General features: G+C 72.3%; 20 protein-coding genes. 9 read left to right on the forward strand and 11 right to left on the reverse strand.

Annotation, left to right across the window (positions count from 1 at the left end; genetic code table 11):
* Window positions 1-20 precede the first annotated feature (20 nt).
* Window positions 21-581 carry an NAD(P)H-dependent oxidoreductase gene (locus tag BLV96_RS36155; RefSeq protein ID WP_086677075.1) on the forward strand — a complete coding sequence of 187 codons (561 nt, stop codon included), beginning with the start codon at window positions 21-23 and terminating at the stop codon, window positions 579-581.
* Here BLV96_RS36155 and BLV96_RS36160 read toward each other — a convergent pair.
* A complete protein-coding gene (locus BLV96_RS36160) occupies window positions 571-1,146 on the reverse strand; it encodes a TetR/AcrR family transcriptional regulator (protein WP_086677074.1) in 576 nt (191 codons plus the stop codon). The two genes, BLV96_RS36155 and BLV96_RS36160, sit on opposite strands and share 11 nt — an antisense overlap.
* A gap of 86 nt (window positions 1,147-1,232) precedes the next feature.
* Between BLV96_RS36160 and BLV96_RS36165 the strand changes: the two genes are divergently transcribed.
* Window positions 1,233-2,417 carry an FAD-dependent monooxygenase gene (locus BLV96_RS36165; RefSeq protein ID WP_143051071.1) on the forward strand — a complete coding sequence of 395 codons (1,185 nt, stop codon included), beginning with the start codon at window positions 1,233-1,235 and terminating at the stop codon, window positions 2,415-2,417.
* Here BLV96_RS36165 and BLV96_RS36170 read toward each other — a convergent pair.
* Window positions 2,383-2,748 carry a winged helix-turn-helix transcriptional regulator gene (locus tag BLV96_RS36170; RefSeq protein WP_208608416.1) on the reverse strand — a complete coding sequence of 122 codons (366 nt, stop codon included), beginning with the start codon at window positions 2,746-2,748 and terminating at the stop codon, window positions 2,383-2,385. The genes BLV96_RS36165 and BLV96_RS36170 overlap by 35 nt on opposite strands.
* A gap of 82 nt (window positions 2,749-2,830) precedes the next feature.
* On the opposite strand from BLV96_RS36170, the gene BLV96_RS36175 reads away from it, so the two are divergent.
* Together BLV96_RS36175 and BLV96_RS36180 are read left to right on the forward strand one after the other, a co-directional pair.
* A complete protein-coding gene (locus BLV96_RS36175; RefSeq protein ID WP_244180732.1) occupies window positions 2,831-3,682 on the forward strand; it encodes an NAD(P)-dependent oxidoreductase in 852 nt (283 codons plus the stop codon).
* Entirely contained in the window at window positions 3,679-4,419 is a 741-nt protein-coding gene (locus tag BLV96_RS36180) for an SDR family oxidoreductase (RefSeq protein WP_086677072.1), read from the forward strand. The genes BLV96_RS36175 and BLV96_RS36180 overlap by 4 nt, the downstream gene beginning before the upstream one ends.
* Here BLV96_RS36180 and BLV96_RS36185 read toward each other — a convergent pair.
* Window positions 4,403-5,179 carry an NAD(P)H-dependent oxidoreductase gene (locus BLV96_RS36185; RefSeq protein WP_086677085.1) on the reverse strand — a complete coding sequence of 259 codons (777 nt, stop codon included), beginning with the start codon at window positions 5,177-5,179 and terminating at the stop codon, window positions 4,403-4,405. The two genes, BLV96_RS36180 and BLV96_RS36185, sit on opposite strands and share 17 nt — an antisense overlap.
* A 71-nt stretch (window positions 5,180-5,250) precedes the next feature.
* Here BLV96_RS36185 and BLV96_RS36190 point away from each other — a divergent pair, with 71 nt between their 5' ends.
* On the forward strand, window positions 5,251-6,249 hold the full coding sequence (locus tag BLV96_RS36190) for a GlxA family transcriptional regulator (protein WP_086677071.1): 999 nt from the start codon (window positions 5,251-5,253) through the stop codon (window positions 6,247-6,249).
* A 9-nt stretch (window positions 6,250-6,258) separates the two neighbouring features.
* On the opposite strand, the gene BLV96_RS36195 is transcribed toward BLV96_RS36190, so the two are convergent.
* The 3 genes from BLV96_RS36195 to BLV96_RS36205 form a co-directional block, all read right to left on the reverse strand.
* Window positions 6,259-7,158 (reverse strand): LysR family transcriptional regulator, encoded by a 900-nt coding sequence (locus BLV96_RS36195; RefSeq protein ID WP_086677070.1) that lies wholly within the window; start codon window positions 7,156-7,158, stop codon window positions 6,259-6,261.
* Window positions 7,159-7,591: 433 nt separating this feature from the next.
* On the reverse strand, window positions 7,592-8,203 hold the full coding sequence (locus BLV96_RS36200; protein ID WP_086677069.1) for a TetR/AcrR family transcriptional regulator: 612 nt from the start codon (window positions 8,201-8,203) through the stop codon (window positions 7,592-7,594).
* 10 nt (window positions 8,204-8,213) lie between these two features.
* Window positions 8,214-9,032: a class I SAM-dependent methyltransferase gene (locus BLV96_RS36205; RefSeq protein WP_086677068.1), complete on the reverse strand. Its 819-nt coding sequence runs from the start codon at window positions 9,030-9,032 to the stop codon at window positions 8,214-8,216.
* Window positions 9,033-9,222: 190 nt separating this feature from the next.
* Here BLV96_RS36205 and BLV96_RS36210 point away from each other — a divergent pair, with 190 nt between their 5' ends.
* Entirely contained in the window at window positions 9,223-9,816 is a 594-nt protein-coding gene (locus BLV96_RS36210) for a dihydrofolate reductase family protein (RefSeq protein WP_086677067.1), read from the forward strand.
* On the opposite strand, the gene BLV96_RS36215 is transcribed toward BLV96_RS36210, so the two are convergent.
* Window positions 9,800-10,651 carry a sigma-70 family RNA polymerase sigma factor gene (locus BLV96_RS36215; RefSeq protein ID WP_086677066.1) on the reverse strand — a complete coding sequence of 284 codons (852 nt, stop codon included), beginning with the start codon at window positions 10,649-10,651 and terminating at the stop codon, window positions 9,800-9,802. The genes BLV96_RS36210 and BLV96_RS36215 overlap by 17 nt on opposite strands.
* A 64-nt stretch (window positions 10,652-10,715) precedes the next feature.
* Here BLV96_RS36215 and BLV96_RS36220 point away from each other — a divergent pair, with 64 nt between their 5' ends.
* Window positions 10,716-11,759 (forward strand): alkene reductase, encoded by a 1,044-nt coding sequence (locus BLV96_RS36220; RefSeq protein ID WP_086677065.1) that lies wholly within the window; start codon window positions 10,716-10,718, stop codon window positions 11,757-11,759.
* On the opposite strand, the gene BLV96_RS36225 is transcribed toward BLV96_RS36220, so the two are convergent.
* From BLV96_RS36225 to BLV96_RS36235, 3 genes are read right to left on the reverse strand one after another with little or no spacing between them, the layout of a single operon-like run.
* Window positions 11,717-12,115 (reverse strand): nuclear transport factor 2 family protein, encoded by a 399-nt coding sequence (locus tag BLV96_RS36225; protein ID WP_244180736.1) that lies wholly within the window; start codon window positions 12,113-12,115, stop codon window positions 11,717-11,719. The two genes, BLV96_RS36220 and BLV96_RS36225, sit on opposite strands and share 43 nt — an antisense overlap.
* A gap of 55 nt (window positions 12,116-12,170) precedes the next feature.
* Entirely contained in the window at window positions 12,171-12,506 is a 336-nt protein-coding gene (locus BLV96_RS36230; RefSeq protein WP_086677064.1) for a VOC family protein, read from the reverse strand.
* A 9-nt stretch (window positions 12,507-12,515) separates the two neighbouring features.
* Window positions 12,516-12,827, reverse strand: coding sequence for a DUF6223 family protein (locus BLV96_RS36235; RefSeq protein ID WP_086677063.1), 312 nt, complete (start codon window positions 12,825-12,827; stop codon window positions 12,516-12,518).
* A gap of 186 nt (window positions 12,828-13,013) precedes the next feature.
* On the opposite strand from BLV96_RS36235, the gene BLV96_RS36240 reads away from it, so the two are divergent.
* Together BLV96_RS36240 and BLV96_RS36245 are read left to right on the forward strand one after the other, a co-directional pair.
* Window positions 13,014-14,108 carry a sensor histidine kinase gene (locus BLV96_RS36240; RefSeq protein WP_086677062.1) on the forward strand — a complete coding sequence of 365 codons (1,095 nt, stop codon included), beginning with the start codon at window positions 13,014-13,016 and terminating at the stop codon, window positions 14,106-14,108.
* Window positions 14,105-14,776, forward strand: coding sequence for a response regulator (locus BLV96_RS36245; protein ID WP_086677061.1), 672 nt, complete (start codon window positions 14,105-14,107; stop codon window positions 14,774-14,776). The genes BLV96_RS36240 and BLV96_RS36245 overlap by 4 nt, the downstream gene beginning before the upstream one ends.
* Here the strand turns inward: BLV96_RS36245 and BLV96_RS36250 are convergent.
* Complete coding sequence (locus BLV96_RS36250; protein ID WP_244180738.1) at window positions 14,739-15,527, reverse strand: hypothetical protein; 789 nt, start codon at window positions 15,525-15,527, stop codon at window positions 14,739-14,741. The genes BLV96_RS36245 and BLV96_RS36250 overlap by 38 nt on opposite strands.
* Window positions 15,528-15,545: the final 18 nt, after the last annotated feature.

Below are 15,545 nucleotides of genomic sequence, written 5' to 3' on the forward strand. Positions count from 1 at the left end.
AATAACTGAGGGGATCGACGATGACGCGGAACTTCCTCTTCCTGGTCGGCGCGGCGCGGGCCGGCGGGAACACCGAGATGCTGGCCCGGCGGGCGGCGAAGGAGCTGCCCGGCGACGTCGAGCAGCGGTGGCTCCGGCTGCCCGAGCTGCCGCTGCCGCCGTTCGAGGACCGCCGCCACGGCGCCGGTTCGCATCCCGAGCCCGGCGAGAACGAGCAGCTGCTGATGGACGCGACCTTCGCGGCGACCGACATCGTGATCGTGTCGCCGGTGTACTGGTACTCGGTCGCGGCGAGCGTGAAGCTCTACCTGGACTACTGGTCGGGCTGGATGCGGCTGCCGGTCGAGTTCAAGCCGAAGATGCGCGGCAAGACGCTGTGGGGCGTGAGCGTGCTGAGCGAGACGGCGCGCGAGGCCCAGCCGCTGATCGGCACGCTGGAGCTGTGCGCGGAGTACCTGGCCATGGACTGGGGCGGCGTGCTCCTGGGCAACGGCAGCCGCCCCGGCGACGTGCTCCTGGACGCCGACGCGATGGCGGCGGCCTCGACGTTCTTCGCCGGCGCGGACCTGGTCACCGCGTAAGGACGTCGCCCGCGATCAGGCGGAGGCCGCGGACCAGGTCGGCGCCCGAGGGGGCGCGGTCCGGGTCGATCAGCCACTGGAGCACCACGCCCGAGAGCAGGGCCTGGTGCACGGTGCCGACGGCCCGGGCCTCGTCGCTCCCGTCGTCGAGGCCCTGGAAGAGGTTCGCCAGGCCGAAGCGGGCCTGCTCCAGCGCGTTGCCCAGCTGCGTGCGCACCTCGGGGTCCAGGTCGGGCTGGGAGCAGGCCTCCATGCTGACCGCCCACATCCGGCGGTGCTCGTCCAGTGTCTCGATCACGCGGCGCCAGATCAGCTCGAACCGCTCCGCCGGCGACGCGCCCGCGGGCGTCTCGACCCGCAGCACCCCGGCCAGCGTCTCGCCCCACTCCTCGTTCGCCTCGATCAGCGCGGTGTTGAGCAGCGCTTCTCGCGAGCCGAAGTGGTAGCCGATGGCGGCCATGCTCACGTCCGCCGCCGAGGCGAGGTCGCGCACGGTCGTGCGGGCGTAGCCCTTCTCGTCGAGACAGCGCTTCGCGCCGGCCAGCAGTGCTTCCTTGTTGCCCATGGCCGCAGCCTAGCACGAACGCCTTAGGCGATCGATTTAGGCGATCGCCTTGCGCGATCGCCCAAATCGCGCTTATGGTTCTCGGCATGACGAATCGACGAGTCCTCATCTCCGGCGCCGGTGTCGCCGGCCCCGCCCTCGCCTTCTGGCTGTGCCGCCACGGCTTCACGCCCACCGTCGTCGAGCGCGCTCCCGAGCCGCGCGACGGTGGCTACGCGGTCGACTTCCGCGGCGCGTCCCTGCGCGTCCTCGACCGGATGGGCCTGCTCGCGCAGGTCGAAGCCGCCGCGACCCGGATGGGCGAAGTGACCTATGTGGACGGTGACGACCGCCCGCTCGCCGTCACGCCGGCCTCGTTCCAGAGCGGTGAGCTGGAAATCCTGCGCGGTGACCTGACGCGGATCCTGTTCGACGCCACGAAAGACGACGTCGAGTACGTCTTCGGCGACGCGATCACCGGCATCCTCGACCACCGGGACGGGGTCACGGTGACGTTCGAACGCGGCGAGCCGCGCGAGTTCGACCTGGTCGTCGGCGCCGACGGGCTGCACTCGGCCGTGCGCTCGCTGGTCTTCGGCGACGAGTCCTGGTACCGCCGCGACCTCGGCTACTACGTCTCGATCTGCACGGTGCCCAACCACCTCGGCCTGGACCACGCGGGCCGGTTCCACAACGAGCCGAACCGCACGGCCGGCGTCTACAGCGCGCGGGACAACGCCGAGGCCAAGGCGCTGTTCTGGTTCGGCGCGGACTCGCTCGACTACGACCACCGCGATGTCGGGCAGCAGCGCCGGATCGTCGAGGAGAAGTTCGCCGGTGTCGGCTGGGAAACGGCGGAGCTGCTTTCGGCGATGCGCGAGGCGCCGGACTTCTACTTCGACTCGGCCAGCCAGATCGTGCTCGACACGTACTCACGCGGCCGCGTCGCGCTGGTCGGCGACGCCGCGTACTGCGCCTCGCCGCTTTCGGGCATGGGGACGAGCCTGGCGATCGTCGGCGCGTACGTGCTGGCGGGCGAGCTGGCGGCCGGCGACCACGTTTCGGCGTTCCGCGCGTACGAATCCGAGATGCGCGGCTTCGTCGACGCGTGCCAGAAACTGGCCCAGGGCAACGGGAAGTGGTTCGTGCCGCCGACGCGCGGCTGGATCCGGCTGCGCAACCTCAACTACAAGCTGCTGCCGTACCTGCCGTGGCGCAAGGTGATCGAGGAGCTGCCGCTCAAGGCGGGCAACGCGATCACGCTGAAGGAGTATGCGGGGGCGCCGGCGTGACGCCGCGGCGCTTCGCGATGCCGGCCATGTTCTCCTCGCCCCAGTCGCCCAGCGGCAGCAACGCGGTGTTCAGCCGCTGACCCAGCTCGGTCAGCGAGTATTCGACCTTCGGCGGGATCTCGTGGAACACCTCGCGGTGCACGACTTCGTCCGCCTCCAGTTCCCGCAGGGCCTGGATGAGCATCTTTTCGCTGATGCCGGCCACCTTCCGCTTCAGCTCGCCGAACCGCAGCGGCTCGGCGTGCAGCGCCCAGAGGATCAGCGCCTTCCAGCGGCCGCCGACCACGTCGATCGCCGCGTCCAGTCCGCAGCGGTAGGTTCTCGCCAGCATCCAGGATCCTTACGTTTCGGTGGGTACCTGACTTATTAGTCGGTACTTGTCCATCGTAAAGCGCGTCAGCAGCATGATCGCCATGGGAGAAGGCAAGAAACAGGTGGGCGTGCTCGGCCTGGGGCGGATGGGCGCCGCCCTCGCCGGCGCGTTGCTGGGGGCGGGCCACGACGTCGTGGTGTGGAACCGGTCGCCGCTCAAGGCGGGACCGTTGGTGGACCGCGGCGCGCGTCTCGCGGCGACGCCCGCGGAGGCGGCCTCGGCGGACGTCGTCCTCAGCTGTCTGTCCACATACGACATTCAACAGCCGGTGCTGGAAGCGGCTTCGCCGAAGGTGCTGGTCAATCTGACTTCGGGGACGCCCGCGGAGGCCCGTTCGGCTGCCGCGTGGGCGTCGTCGGCGGGGATCGACTACGTGGACGGCGTGATCATGGCCGTTCCGCAGGGGATCGGGACCGCGCAGTCGCGAATCCTCTACGGGGGCTCGCCGACGGCGTTTTCCGCGCAGCGCGAGGTGTTGTCGGTGCTGGGGGAGCCGGTGTTCCTCGGCGAGGACGCCGGGTTGGCGGCGCTGTACGACCTGGCGCTGCTGGGCATCATGTGGTCGACGATGGCGGGGTACCTGCAGGCGCTGGCACTGGTCGGCACCGAGGGCGTGGCGCCGGCGGCGTTCACCCCGATGGCGTTGTCGTGGCTCTCGGCCGTCGGCGGGTTCCTGCCGGGGATCGGCGCGCAGGTCGCGAGCGGCGAGTACGCGACCGACGTGTCGGCGCTGGACATCAACGCGGCGGGGCTGGGGCTGCTGGTCGAGACGAGCCGCGCCCAGGGCATCGACGCTTCGGTGCCCGCGGCGGTGCGGGAGCTGTTCGACCGCGCGGTGGCATCGGGCCACGGCGCGCACGCGATCGCGAGTGTCATCGAGGAGATCCGGTGAGGTTTTCGGGCAAGAAGGCGGTCGTCACGGGCGGCACGCACGGGATGGGCCTGGCGGTGGTGCGCGCGCTGCTGGACGGCGGCGCGGAGGTCCTGGCGACCGGCCGTGACGTCTCGGGCCTGGACATCCCGGGGGCGCACCTGCTGTCGTCGGACGCGGCGTCGCTGACCGACATCGACTCGCTGGCCGCGGTGGCCGAGGACAAGCTCGGGACGCTGGACCTGGTGTTCCTCAACGTCGGATTCGCCACGCTGACGCCGTATGCGGAGGCGACCCCGGAGATCTACGACCGCACGTTCGACGTGAACGCGAAGGGCGCGTACTTCACGGCCCAGCGGCTGTCGGGCCTGGTGCGGCCGGGAGGGTCGTTGGTGTTCACGACCTCGGTGGCGGCGGGGGCGGGAATAGCGGGAATGGGCCCGTATTCGGCGGCGAAGGCGGCGGTGAGGTCGTTCGCGCTGACGTACGCGGCCGAGCTGGCCCCGCGCGGGATCCGGGTGAACGTCGTCAGCCCGGGCTACACGGACACCCCGACGATGGGGGTGACGGGAGTGCCGGACGAGGTGCTGGCGGCGTTCAAGGAGACGGGCGACGAGGTGACGCCGCTGAAGAGGCACGCGACGGTGGCCGAGGTGGCGGCCGCGGTGTTGTTCTTGGCCTTCGAGGCGACGTTCACGACGGGTGCGGATTTGCCGGTGGACGGAGGGCTGGGCCAGCGGCTCACGTTGCCGGCTTGACGTGTACACCCAACCCCGTCGCGCCTGGGGCGTGCTCGGGGCGCAGCACCAGGTCGTCGTCGTAGTCGCCGCCGTTCTGCGTGCGGAACGGGATCGGTTCCGTCGTCTCCAGCGTTCGCAGGCGCTCTCGTAGCCGTTGCCTCGCTTCGGCGAACTGCTCGTCCGGGACCCGGTCGGCGCCGTACACCGGGACCGGCGGCAGGACCGACATTCCCGCGTAGAACAGCGTCCCGTGCTGCAACGGCCACAGGACCTCGTCCAGCGCGCCGTTCACGCCGCGCGGGCCCATGGCCGGCTCGCGGGCTCCCGCGGTGAGCACCACCATCGCGCGCTTGCCCGCGAGCCGGCCTTCGCCGTAGCGCGAGGTACGGCCGTCCTCCCCGCGGACGCCGTAGCCGAAACCCTTCACGAACACGCGGTCGAACCAGCCCTTCAGGATCGCGGGCAAGCCGTACCACCACAGCGGGAACTGCACGACGAGCGCGTCCGCCCAGTCGAGTTTCTCCTGCTCCGCCACGATGTCCGGGCTCAGCTCGCCGTTCGCGTGCGCGCGGGCCGACGTCGCTCCGACGATCAGCCGGTCGTCGCCCGCCTCGGCGCCGAAGTCCGCCGCGTCGACGACCGGGTTCCACTTCATCGCGTACAGGTCCGACTCCCGGACGTCGTGACCGAGCTCGCGGAGCGTCCGGAGGCCGTCGTCGCGAAGGGCGCCGCTCAGGGAGCGCGGTTCGGGATGCGCGAAAACCCACAACACGTTCATGACCTCGATGGTCACGCCGGCCGCCCGCTCGATCGAGTGGCCTGATAGCCAACATGTGCAAGAATCGAGCCATGGCCGAATTCGTGCACCCGGACCGTCACCACGTCGCCGTACTGGTCCGGCACGGCATGCTCGTGATGGAGCTGGGCATCGTCCACCGGCTGTTCGGCCAGGCGCGTTCGGCCTCGGGCGAGCCGCTGTACGAGGTCGTGACCTGCGCGCTCGAGCCCGGCCCGGTCCGCACCGACTCGGACTTCACCATCCCGATCGACCGCGGGCCCGAGATGCTGGCCGAGGCCGACACGGTGATCGTTCCCGCGTCGCTGGCCGAGTACGAACCCATGGCCCGCGTGCTGACCCCGCCCCTCGCCGCCGCGTTGGACCGCCTCCGCGCGGACGCGCGGATCGCCTCGATCTGCACCGGCGCGTTCGTCCTCGCCGCGGCCGGCCTCCTCGACGGCCGCCGCGCGACCACCCACTGGCGCTCCGCCGACGAGCTCCAGAACCGGTTCCCGGAGGTCGAGGTCGACCCGTGCGTCCTCTACACCGACGACGGCAACGTCCTGACCTCCGCGGGCGTCGCGTCCGGGATCGACCTCGTGCTGCACATGATCCGCCGCGACCACGGCGCGGCCGTCGCCAACGAAGTCGCCCGCGGCACGGTCGTTTCCCCGCACCGCGAAGGCGGCCAGGCCCAGTTCGTCCGGCGGCCGGTGCCGGAGCCGCGCACGTCGTCGACGAAGGCGGCGCGCGCGTGGGCGCTGGAGAACCTGCACCGCCCGCTGACGCTGCGCGAGCTCGCCGCCCGCGAGGCGATGAGCACCCGGACGTTCACCCGCCGCTTCCGCGAGGAGGTCGGCGTCTCAGCGCTGCAATGGCTGACGCAGCAACGGATCGAGCGCGTCCGCCAGCTCCTGGAGGAGTCGGACCTGCCGGTCGACCGCGTGGCGGCCGAAGCCGGCTTCGGCACGGCGGCGTCACTGCGCCAGCACTTCCAAGCCGCGCTCGGCGTGTCGCCGAGCGCGTACCGGTCGACGTTCCGCGGCGAACTGGCGGCGCAGGCGGGCTGATCCGCCCGGTCAGCCGGCCTGGACGGCTCCCGGCCGGGGTTGTGCGTCGCTGACCTCGGCGGCGGTCCGCACGAACCCCGCGATCCGCAGGTCCCGCGCACCCGCCGGCCAGGCGAGGGCGAGCGAGTACGGCGTCGCGTCGCCGACCGGCCGGTAGACGATGTCGGCCCGCCGGTGCCACTCCGCGAACGACACCGGCAGCAGCGCGATCGCCTGCCCGAGCGCGACCGTCTCCAGCAACTGGGCGCTGTCGTGTACCACCGGCCCCGGGGTGACCGGCCGGCCGGTCACGTCCTGGCCCGCCCAGTAGGCCCGGTCCGCGGCCGACGCGTCCGGCCAGCACGGCGTCGGCCGCCCGGCGAAGTCCGCGCACGTCAGCGCGGACCGGTCGGCAAGCTCGTGCCGGAACGACAGCGCGGCGACGCGCGGCTCGGTGAACAGCACCTCGACGTCCAGGTCGCCGTGGTCGCCCGGGCAGCCGAGCAGGGCCACGTCGGCCCGGCCGTCGCGCAGCATGCTCACCTGCTCGCCGAACCCGCTGACCCGGATCTCGACCGGGCCGGGGTAGGCGTCGGCGATCCGCCGCAGCAGTTCGGTGGCCACGCCGGGTTTCGCGGTGACGACGAGCGCCGGTGGCTGCTGGGCCACCCGCCGGGTGCGCCGGACGGCGTTCGCGACCGCGTCCAGCGCCTTCGCCGACTCCGTGAACAGGACGTTCCCCGCCGGCGTCAGCTCGACGTGCCGGCTGGTGCGTTCGAAAAGCTGGACACCCAGCCGCCGCTCCAGCAACCGGATCGCGCGCGACAGCGGGGGCTGCGCCATCCCGAGCCGCTCGGCGGCGCGGGAGAAGTTCAGCTCTTCGGCGACCGCGCGGAAGTACCGCAGCTCACGGACCTCGACGTCGTCCATACCGCGAGGGTATCGCGGCAGAGTCCATCGGTCTTTCCCTTTCTTTTCAGCGGATGGTGGAGTTGGTGTCGACAACTCCACAAAGGACGGACAGTGATGACGGAAACCCAGCGGGACAAGGAGATCGTGCTGCGGAAACCGAGCGGAAGTGTGGGTCGAGGGGTCGGCGGTGGCGCGGTATGACGAGTTCGGGTGACGGGGTTCGGTCGGGGTGGGCGGGCGTGCTTCGGTGGAGGGTGGCGGAGGCCGGGTATGGCGGGCGCGCTTCGGCGGAGGATTGGCGTAGGCGACGTAAGGCGGGCGTGGTTGGAGAGGTCTGCCGGGCAAGGACTTGGCCGGGATCGGTTGCGGTGCCGGCGAGCTGCTTGCGTCACCGGATCCACGGGCGTGGGCGGCGGTGGGCCGGTGGGCGCTGGAGCGGCCGGGTTGCGGGCTACGGCGCGACGCCCTCGAGCATCGCCCGCACCACCGACTCCGGAGTCGGTGGTTCGAGGGGACCCGTGTGCGGGAAGACCGCCGCCAGCACCGAGGCGTGGCAGTAGCCGACCAGCATGGCCGCCGCCGCGTCCACTTCGGACTCCGGTCGCAGCCTGCCGAGGGTTCGCTCCTCCTTCAGGTATGCCACCAGGCGGTCGCGCCAGTACCCCGATCGCTCGCTGATCTCCGCGAAGCGCTCCAGCACCCTCGGCTGGCCGAGCAGGCCGCTGAACGCCGGGACGATCACCTTGTGCAGCGCCAGCCCGAACTCCAGGTGGCGGCGGAGGTTCCCCTCGACGGTGCCTTCGCCCGCCACCGGCAGGTCGCCCAGTTCCGCTTCCGTCGTGCGCACGTGCTCCAGCAAGGCCCGGGCCACCAGCTCCTCCTTGTCGGAGAAGTGGTTGTAGAGCACGCCGTCGGCGACGCCCGCCATGCGCGCGATCTCGCGCACGGTCATCCCGGTCGTCCCGTGCGTGGCGATCATCTTCTGGGCGGTCTCGACCAGCAGGTCGTGCAGCGACTGGCCGTCCCGCTGCGCCGCGGCTTTCCTCGGTGACATCACCGCCATCGTAAGGGCTTCACGACCTCCTTCCCGTGACCAGCCACGCCGTACCGCGCAGGCGGACCGCGTCCGGGCCCGCGTACGGCGCCAGCGCCGCCGTCAGGGCCTCGGTCGCCTTGGCCGCGGTCTCGGCGTCGACCAGGCCCAGGTGGTGGCGGACCGGGCCCCAGTCGCTGATGAACCGCGCCGCGTCCGGGACGTCGTGCCCCCAGACCTGGCCGGCCTCGACGCGGGTGCACACCACGTCCGAGAAGCCGGCTTCGGTCAGGACCGCCGTCGTGTGGTCCGGGTCCGCGAACGACGTCGGCCCGCTGCCGTCGGGGCCGGTGGGCTGGGGCAGGTACTCGGCCAGGGCGCCGAACACCCGGCCGAGGTCGGTGCCCGCCAGCGCCGTCATGCACAGGAAGGCCAGCCGGCCGCCGGGGCTCAGGGCCCGCCGGACGTTGGCGAACGCCGCCACCGGGTCGGCGAAGAACATCACCCCGAACCGGCTCACCGCCAGGTCGAACCCGCCTTCGGCGAACGGGTGCACCTGGACGTCACCCTGCTCGAACACCACGTTCGGCACCTCCGCCGCCCGCGCCCGCGCGGTCGCCAGCATCGGCCCGGACAGGTCGACGCCGGTCGCGGACCGGGCCCGCGCCGCCACCAGCCGGGTCAGCTGGCCATTGCCACAGCCGATGTCCAGCACCCGGTCGCCGGCACCGGCCAGGTCGAGCAGATAGCCGTTGAACCCGCTGTTCACGGCGTCGTACCGATCGGCGTGCGACGCCCAATGTTCGCCCTCGTACCCGTTCCACGCCTCGGCCTGGGCGGTGTTGACGATCCCGGTCATCCCCATCTCCTCCATTGTGAACATGCGTTCATGAACACTCGTTCATGCTCCCGGGAACCGCGCCGGCTGTCAAGGCATCGGCCACCCCGCCACCGGATGTCGGCCAGGTGGCAGATCTTCCGGCCGGGCGATCGCGCAAGACTTCCCCCATCGAGGCAAACCGCCTCCGACCAGCACAAAGGAGCTCGAAATGGCCGACGTCATCGCCAACATGTCCATGTCAATCGACGGCTTCGTCGCCGACCCGCAGGACGGCATCGACCACCTGTTCGGGTGGTTCGGCAACGGCGACGTCGAGGTCCCCACCGCCGTCGAGTGGGCGACCTTCAAGACCTCCGAAGCCAGCGCGAAGATGCTGCGCGACGCCATGGACAACGTCGGCGCGCTGATCACCGGCCGCCGCCTCTTCAACCTCACCCAAGGCTGGGGCGGCGCGCACCCGATGGGCGTCCCGGTCTTCGTCGTCACCCACGAGGAGCCCGCGGACTGGCCGCACCCCGACGCGCCGTTCACCTTCGTCACCGACGGCCTCGAAAGCGCCGTCGAGCAGGCCAAGAAGGTCGCCGGCGACAAGAACGTCGCGGTCGCCAGCACGACGATCGCGCAGCAGTGCCTCGACCTCGGGCTGCTCGACGGCATCCAGGTCGACCTGATCCCGGTGCTCCTCGGCGACGGCGTCCGCTTCTTCGGCAACTTGGACAAGACCATCACCCTGACCGGTCCCGAGGTCGTCGAGGGCACCGGCGTGACGCACCTGTCCTACCGGGTCACCCGAGGAGCGTGACGTGCAGCGCGGCCAGGCGGGCGGGATCGGCGATCACTTCGTACGCCGCCACCCGCTCGCCTTCGACCGCCACGGCGAGCGCGAGCAGCAGCCGGCCGCGCGGGGCCACGACGACGCCGACCGCGCCGTCCACCAGGGCCGCTTCGGCGAAGTGGGCCCGTTTCCCGAACACCTGGGTCTCCCGGGCCACCGCACGCGCCCCGCGCACTTCGAGAGCCGCGCCGACGGGCAACGCGGCCGCGTCGGCGCGGCGGACGACGTCGGGGGCGAGCACGTCCAGGAGCTCACCGAGGTCACCACCGCGGGCCGCGGCCAGGAACGCGTCGACCACCCGGCGGTGCCGCGCCAGGTCGGCCGGCGGCAGCGGGGACGTGCCCCGGACCCGCTGCCTTGCCCGGCTCGCTAGCTTCTTCGCCGCGACGGGCGTGCGGTCCAGCACCGGCGCGATCCGCTCGAACGGCACCGCGAACAGGTCGTGCAGCACGAACGCGATCCGCTCGGCCGGGCCCAGCGCGTCCAGCACGACGAGCAGTGCGCGGCCCACCGAGTCGGCCAGCTCGACCTCGCCCGCCGGGTCCGCGTCGGCCGCCGGTTCCGGCAGGACCTCGAAGGGATCCTCGCGACGGGCCTTCCGCGAGCGCAGGACGTCGAGGCAGACGCGGGAGACGACCGTCGTCAGCCAGGCCGCCAGGTTGTCGACCGAGTCCACGCGGTTCAGCCGCAGCCAGGCCTCCTGGACGGCGTCGTCCGCCTCGGTCAGTGAACCGAGCATCCGGAACGCCAACCCGCGAAGCCTGCCGCGTTCGGCCTCGAACGCCCCGGCCAGCTCGTCCATCGGTCACCTTTCGCCCGCACCCACCGTCGCACTCCCGACGTATCCCGGCGACCAGAGGTGACCGATGAGCTTGCTGACCCCCGTCGACCTGGGCGCGTGGCGCCTGCCGAACCGCGTGGTGCTCGCCCCGACGACCCGCGCGCGCGTCCCGGACGGCGTGCCCGGCGGGCTGCAGGCCGCCTACTACGCGCAGCGTGCCGGCGCCGGGCTGATCGTCACCGAGGGCACGTGGGTGAGCGAGAAGGCCGTGGGATTCCACGGCGTTCCCGGGTTGCACACCGACGCCCAGGTGGCCGGGTGGCGGCCGGTCACCGACGTCGTGCACGCGCTCGGCGGCCGGATCGTGGCGCAGCTGTGGCACACCGGCGCGGTGTCCCACCCGCACTTCCTCGGCGACCGGCCGGCCGGACCGTCGGCGGTGAACCCGGGGGAGACGGTGCACACCGCTTCGGGCCGGCGGCCGACCGTGACCCCGCGCGAGCTGGGCGCCGCCGAGATCCGTGACGTCGTCGCGGATTACGGCCACGCGGCGGAGAACGCGCGGCGCGCCGGCTTCGACGGCGTCGAGCTGGCCGCCAACGGCGTGTACCTGCTCGCGCAGTTCCTGCACCCGCGGCTGAACCGGCGCACCGACGCGTACGGGCGGTACCGGGGCAAGCTGCTGCTGGACGTCGTCGACGCGGTGCGCGCGGCCGGGATCGCCGTCGGGGTACGGCTTTCGCCGTGGTGGTCCGGCGGACTGTTCACTGTGGACGAATCCCTGCGCGCCGAGTACGACGAGCTGGTGGCTTCACTCGATGTCGCTTACCTCCATCTCCGCGGGCCCGACGCCGGACCGGACTTCGCCGGCTTCGCCCGGTATCGGCGGCTGTTCCGCGGGTCGCTGATCGTGAACAACGGGTTCGACCGCGAGTCCGGGGATGCCGTGGTCGACGCCGGGATCGCGGACGCGGTGTCGTACGCCCGGCACTTCGTCGCCAACCCCGATCTGGTGACGCGGTTCGCGCTCGGGCTGCCGCTGGACGCCGGGGATCCCGCGACCTACTACGGCGGTGGGGCCGCCGGTTACGTCGAGCAGGCGGCCGCGATCGCCGCCGTGTCCCAGTAGAACGGGCGGACTTCGGTGATGCGGCCGTCCGCCACCGTGATCGCCTGCAGGATCGGGAATTCCAGCTCGCGCCCGGTCGCCCGCGCCCGGGCGCGCACGTTCGTCAGCACCACGAGCGGGGACGTGGTGCTGAGGAACGCCTGCTCGCCCAGCTCGAAGACGGCCCACGTGCGGCTCATCTCCGCGAAGAACCGCCGCAGACCGTCGTGACCGCGCCAGACACCGCCGAACGGCAGCCCTTCGGCCTGGCGCAACACGAAGTCCGCGGCGAAGTACGACCGCAACGGCTCGAAATCACCGGTGGCGAAGTACTCGGCTTCGGCGGCGTACATGCCTTCGAGAACGGAGACGCTCATGACGGTCATCGTGGCGGGCCGGTGGGCGGGTCACCGGCGGAAAGCGGTCGTCGCGCTACTCCGGGCACCACACCGCCAGCTCGCTGCCGCCCGGCTCGCGGAAGTGGAAGCGCCGCCCTCCCGGGAAGGAGAACGGTTCCTTCGTCACCTCCCCGCCGGCCGCCTCGACCGCGGTGCGGGCCGCCGCCAGGTCGTCCGTGCGGACCGTGACCAGCGGCGCGCGGGCTTGCTCGGCCGCGTTCGCTTGGAAGCCGAACGTGAGGCCGGCGGCCCGGACGTCCGCGTAGCCCGGGCCGTACGGCGTCACCTGCCAGCCGAAGGCGCGCGTGAAGAACTCGCCGGACGCGGTGGCCGACGTGGACGGGAACTCGACGAAGTCGACTTCGAACATGCCTCGACGCTAGCGGCCACCACCGACAAAACCGCGCGAGCGAGCCAGCGCCAGCCCGCCCAGCACGGCGGCGACCACCCCGATCACCAGCGCCGCCCAGCCTCCGACGATCCCGTACCCCGTGCCGGGACCGCCCTTCGCCGCGGCCACGACGACCGCGCCGCCCGCCGCGCCGGCGATCCCCGAACCCAGTGCGACGACGGCTCCCCGGCCGCGGGTCAGGGCCAGCACGCCGGCGACGACGCCGGCCAGTCCCACCACGGCGGCGATCACTGACCACACGCGCCCCGGCGTCAAGGCGTAAGCAGCGGCAACGTTCATGGCGTACTCCCATCTCCGGTGTCCGGGAAGCATGTCCGCCGGACCCGCCGCCCGTCGTCGTGCGGACGTGGGCACTTCCCGCTGCCGCGGCCGCCGCAGAAACCGCCGGTGTACCGCGTCCGCGGTAGTCCGCGAATGCTCTCCAAGCCGGATTCGCCGTCCGGAACATCCGGTTAGGGTGCGGGGATGCGGGTCGTGGACGGGGTGGTCGCCGTCGGGGTGGCGGCGGCGTTGCTGGTCGCCGGGCTATCGGCGCGCCACGCGCCCACGGACCTCGACGTGCTGGGATACGCGCTCCTCGTGGCCGGCGGGCTGGCGCTGGTGGCGCGCCGCCGGGCGCCGGTCGTCGTACTCGTGGTGACCGCGGCGTGCGCGCTGGGCTACCAGGCCGCCGGGTTCGAAGTGCCCGTCGTCGCCTACCTGTTCGCGGTGTACGCCGCCGTCCGGGCTGGTCACCGCGTCGCCGCCGTGGTGGCGTCGGTGCTCATGCTCGGCGCGGTTCCACTCGCGATCCTTGCCACGGGCCTGCACTCCACCGGCGAAGCGTTCACGCAGTCCCGTGACGTCCTCCAGATCGCGTGGCTGATCGCCGCCGGCGCCGCGGGAGAGGCGTTGCGCCAGGCCGAGCGTCGCGCCGACGAAGCCGAACGGACCCGCGAGCAGACCGCACGACGGCGGGCCGGCGAGGAGCGGCTGCACATCGCGCGGGAGCTGCACGACTCGCTCACCCACCAGATCTCCGTCATCAAGCTGCAGGCCGAAGTGGCGGTCCACCTCGCCGCCAAGCGCGGCGAAGACGTGCCGGAGGCCCTGCTCGCGATCCGCGACGCGGGCCGTGACGCCGCGCGCGAACTGCGGGCGACGCTGGAGGCGCTCCGCGACGACGGCAAGAACCCGCCGCACGGGCTCGACGACGTCCCGGAGCTGGTGGACCGGGCCCGCTCCGGCGGTCTCGACGCGCGGTTGACGATCGAGGGCCGGTGCGACGACGTGCCGGTGGCGGTCGGCCGGACCGCCTACCGGATCGTCCAGGAGTCGCTGACCAACGTCGCCCGGCACGCCGTCGCGGCCACCGCGTCGGTCCGGATCGACCACCGGCCCGGCACGCTGGTCGTCCGCGTCGACGACGACGGTAGGTCCACTGTGGACAGCGCTCCCGGCGTCGGCCTGACCGGGATGCGCGAACGCGTCATGGCGTTGGGCGGCCGGCTCGAAGCCGGGCCGCGTCGCGAAGGTGGCTTCAGCGTCCAAGCCGAGCTGCCCGTGGACGGCCAGGCGTGATCCGCGTCCTGCTGGCCGACGACCAGCCCCTCATCCGCAGCGGGTTCCGCGCGCTGCTCGACGCCGAGGCCGACGTCGAGGTGGTGGCCGAAGCGGCCGACGGCGGCGAAGCCGTGACGCTCGCGTTGGAGCACTTGCCGGACGTCGTGCTCCTCGACGTCCGGATGCCGGGCGTCGACGGCCTCGAGGCGACTCGCCGCATCGCCGCGGACCCGGCGCTGGCCGCGGTGCACGTCGTCATCCTGACCAACTACGGCTTCGACGAGTACGTCTTCGAAGCCCTGCGCGCCGGTGCGGCGGGGTTCCTGGTGAAGGACATCCGCCCGGAGGACTTCCTGCACGCCGTGCGCGTCGCGGCCCGCGGCGACGCGCTGCTCGCGCCGTCGATCACCCGCAAGCTGATCGACCGGTACGTGACGCAGCCGCCGGTGCCCGGAGCGCGGCTGGCGGAGCTGACCAACCGGGAGCGGGAGGCCGTGGTGCTGGTCGCGCGGGGCCTGTCCAACGACGAGATCGCGGCGCGGATGGTGATCAGCCCGTTGACGGCGAAGACGCACGTCAACCGGGCGATGGCGAAGCTGCGGGCGCGGGATCGGGCGCAGCTGGTCGTGTTCGCCTACGAGTCCGGCCTCAGCTCGCCGGTGAACCCGTCGATCGGCTCACGGTGAGCAGCAGCGGCACCCCCGCGCCCTCCCGAGCGGCCAGGTCGGCGAGGAAACCGCCGAGCCAGCCGACAGCATCCAGCGACCACTCGCTCAACCTGCCTTCGAACGTCACGCGGTGACGCGGCGGGCCGTCCCAGAGCGCGTCGGGCAGCGGTGGTGCCAGGGGAGCCCGCTCGGACAGCTCCCCGCAGCGGAAAACGTTCTGGGGCAGCTCGCCCAGCCAGTGGCGGATCCGGTGTGCCGCAGTGGGTACGGCCGGGTGCTGGCCGCTGTCCACGGTGACGTGCACCGGGGTCGGGGACGCCACGTCGTCGAACCAGGCAGCGGTGGACAACGACGGCATGCGCGCGTGCTGAGGGCGTGCCGAGACGTCCAGGCTCTGCGCCGGCACCAGCACCTGCGCCGTCCGGAGCTCCAGCGCACCGAGCCGGGCCGTGACGTCGCCGGCGCAGCGGAGGAACGGCTGCACCGGCAACGGCCGGTCGCCGGACACCGGATCCACCCCCACCTGGAACCACGAGACCAGCGAAGGGCCGGCGAGCGGATGCTCCCGCCCGGCGTCGTTCATGCCCCACAGGCTGTCGAGCCAGCCCATGGCCCGCGCTCGGTCGTGGAACTGGATGCAGGGGTCGCGATCGGTGTCCGGCAACCGGTCCGGGCGCGGCGTCAGCTCACCGTGGAGCGCGGCGAACAGGGTTCCCGCGATACCGCGGGAACCCGGCGCCAGTCCTGGGCGAGCCTCGTCACTGGCCAACGGATTTCCTCGCTGCTG

This window comes from Amycolatopsis pretoriensis (assembly GCF_900107925.1).
GTDB classification, from domain to species: domain Bacteria; phylum Actinomycetota; class Actinomycetes; order Mycobacteriales; family Pseudonocardiaceae; genus Amycolatopsis; species Amycolatopsis pretoriensis.

What these genes read in the sequence shown, in the direction of transcription:
- BLV96_RS36155 (WP_086677075.1), top strand. Translation starts at nt 21, where the DNA reads ATGACGCGGAACTTCCTCTTCCTGGTCGGCGCGGCGCGGGCCGGCGGG.
- BLV96_RS36160 (WP_086677074.1), bottom strand. Translation starts at nt 1,146, where the DNA reads ATGGGCAACAAGGAAGCACTGCTGGCCGGCGCGAAGCGCTGTCTCGAC.
- BLV96_RS36165 (WP_143051071.1), top strand. Translation starts at nt 1,233, where the DNA reads ATGACGAATCGACGAGTCCTCATCTCCGGCGCCGGTGTCGCCGGCCCC.
- BLV96_RS36170 (WP_208608416.1), bottom strand. Translation starts at nt 2,748, where the DNA reads ATGCTGGCGAGAACCTACCGCTGCGGACTGGACGCGGCGATCGACGTG.
- BLV96_RS36175 (WP_244180732.1), top strand. Translation starts at nt 2,831, where the DNA reads ATGGGAGAAGGCAAGAAACAGGTGGGCGTGCTCGGCCTGGGGCGGATG.
- BLV96_RS36185 (WP_086677085.1), bottom strand. Translation starts at nt 5,179, where the DNA reads ATGAACGTGTTGTGGGTTTTCGCGCATCCCGAACCGCGCTCCCTGAGC.
- BLV96_RS36190 (WP_086677071.1), top strand. Translation starts at nt 5,251, where the DNA reads ATGGCCGAATTCGTGCACCCGGACCGTCACCACGTCGCCGTACTGGTC.
- BLV96_RS36195 (WP_086677070.1), bottom strand. Translation starts at nt 7,158, where the DNA reads ATGGACGACGTCGAGGTCCGTGAGCTGCGGTACTTCCGCGCGGTCGCC.
- BLV96_RS36200 (WP_086677069.1), bottom strand. Translation starts at nt 8,203, where the DNA reads ATGGCGGTGATGTCACCGAGGAAAGCCGCGGCGCAGCGGGACGGCCAG.
- BLV96_RS36205 (WP_086677068.1), bottom strand. Translation starts at nt 9,032, where the DNA reads ATGACCGGGATCGTCAACACCGCCCAGGCCGAGGCGTGGAACGGGTAC.
- BLV96_RS36210 (WP_086677067.1), top strand. Translation starts at nt 9,223, where the DNA reads ATGGCCGACGTCATCGCCAACATGTCCATGTCAATCGACGGCTTCGTC.
- BLV96_RS36215 (WP_086677066.1), bottom strand. Translation starts at nt 10,651, where the DNA reads ATGGACGAGCTGGCCGGGGCGTTCGAGGCCGAACGCGGCAGGCTTCGC.
- BLV96_RS36220 (WP_086677065.1), top strand. Translation starts at nt 10,716, where the DNA reads ATGAGCTTGCTGACCCCCGTCGACCTGGGCGCGTGGCGCCTGCCGAAC.
- BLV96_RS36225 (WP_244180736.1), bottom strand. Translation starts at nt 12,115, where the DNA reads ATGAGCGTCTCCGTTCTCGAAGGCATGTACGCCGCCGAAGCCGAGTAC.
- BLV96_RS36230 (WP_086677064.1), bottom strand. Translation starts at nt 12,506, where the DNA reads ATGTTCGAAGTCGACTTCGTCGAGTTCCCGTCCACGTCGGCCACCGCG.
- BLV96_RS36235 (WP_086677063.1), bottom strand. Translation starts at nt 12,827, where the DNA reads ATGAACGTTGCCGCTGCTTACGCCTTGACGCCGGGGCGCGTGTGGTCA.
- BLV96_RS36240 (WP_086677062.1), top strand. Translation starts at nt 13,014, where the DNA reads ATGCGGGTCGTGGACGGGGTGGTCGCCGTCGGGGTGGCGGCGGCGTTG.